This is a genomic window from Mycolicibacterium septicum DSM 44393 (assembly GCF_000455325.1).
Lineage (GTDB): Bacteria > Actinomycetota > Actinomycetes > Mycobacteriales > Mycobacteriaceae > Mycobacterium > Mycobacterium septicum.
Genome location: NZ_HG322952.1, coordinates 295,278 through 296,736, shown reverse-complemented (window position 1 = coordinate 296,736; position 1,459 = coordinate 295,278). Strand labels below are relative to the sequence as shown.

The 1,459-nt window shown below is 66.3% G+C and carries 2 protein-coding genes; one reads left to right on the top strand and one right to left on the bottom strand.

Annotated features, from left to right (window positions below):
• A partial coding sequence (locus tag TX88_RS35260) for a DUF6542 domain-containing protein (RefSeq protein WP_044519915.1) occupies nucleotides 1-730 on the bottom strand: 730 nt, incomplete at its 3' end.
• Nucleotides 731-814: 84 nt separating this feature from the next.
• Here TX88_RS35260 and TX88_RS35255 point away from each other — a divergent pair.
• Nucleotides 815-1,459, top strand: a 645-nt coding sequence (locus TX88_RS35255) for a GTPase (protein ID WP_044519914.1), incomplete at its 3' end; no start/stop codon positions are given.

Here is a 1,459-nt window from a genome sequence, read left to right as displayed (position 1 = left end):
CGCCGCGGGGGCGTCCGGAGGCCGCTGCGGCTGCCGCTGCTGCCCCCGTGCCGGGCTCTGCACCTGCCGGACGCCGGCGTGGCGGGCGTTGGGACGGGCGGCGCCGTGGCGGGGCGTCCGCTGCCGGATCCCCATCGGCGGTCCGTTCCCGGCGAGTCGACGCCGTGGCGGGTTTGCGGAGAACCAGCCCGGAAAGTTTCGCTGTGACAGATGCCACAATTCCCGCGGCGGGCGTGGCCTTGCCCTTCGTGGCCGTTCCGGCGTCCGCGGTTTCGTCTGCGTCGGCTCCGCGCTTCGCTGTCAGACCGACATACCACCGGCCCAACCCGATCAACAGGACCGTCGCCGAGAGGAACAACATCAGCGGGAAGCGTTCGATGAGCGGATACCCGCAGTTGATCGCCAGGTCCTTCACGCCGCTGAGTTGGCCCCCGTGGAACAGGAAATAAGACCCGGGCACGGCGACGAAAAGGATGAGAGGGGGCTGGATCACGGCGGTGAACAGCCCTGCCTGCTGAACCGTCAGAACAGCCAGAAGGCAACCGAGGGAATAGCAGATCGCGAACACCGAGCTGAGCTCGCGATCGCCCGAACCGGCATCGAAAGCAAAGCCGATGGCGGTTGCGGTGATCGCCAGCAGCACAGCTCCCCACCACGGCACACCGGCGAATCGCGGGTGTACAGAGCGATGGTCAGCCGGCACTGCCGACTGCGCGCGCTGTCCTGACACACGTAGACCGTACCGGCTCTGTCTGGTCGCGTGCTGCCAGCTCGCGCTGGCGTGCCTGTCACACCGGCCTAGACTGTCTTCCCTGTGAGCCTGAACCTGGGAATCGTCGGTTTGCCGAACGTCGGAAAGTCGACTCTGTTCAATGCCCTGACGCGCAACGACGTGTTGGCGGCCAACTATCCGTTTGCGACCATCGAGCCCAACGAGGGCGTGGTGCCGTTGCCCGATCCCCGGCTCGACAAGCTCGCCGAGATCTTCGGCTCGGAGAAGACGGTGCCGGCCCCGGTGACGTTCGTCGACATAGCCGGCATCGTGAAAGGCGCCTCCGAAGGCGCCGGCCTGGGTAACAAGTTCCTCGCCAACATCCGCGAGTGCGACGCCATCTGTCAGGTGGTGCGCGTGTTCGCCGATGACGACGTGGTGCACGTCGACGGGCGGGTGGATCCGCGCTCGGACATCGAGGTGATCGAGACCGAGCTGATCCTGGCCGACATGCAGACGCTGGAGAAGGCGGTGCCGCGTCTGGAGAAGGAAGCCCGCAACAACAAGGAGCGCAAGCCGGTTCTGGATGCGGCGGTCGCGGCCCAGGCGGTGTTCGACGACGGCAAGACGCTGTTCTCCACCGGCAAGGACTGGTCGGTGCTGCGTGAGCTGAACCTCATGACCACCAAGCCGTTCCTCTACGTCTTCAACGCCGACGAGTCGGTGCTCACCGATGAGGCGAAGCAG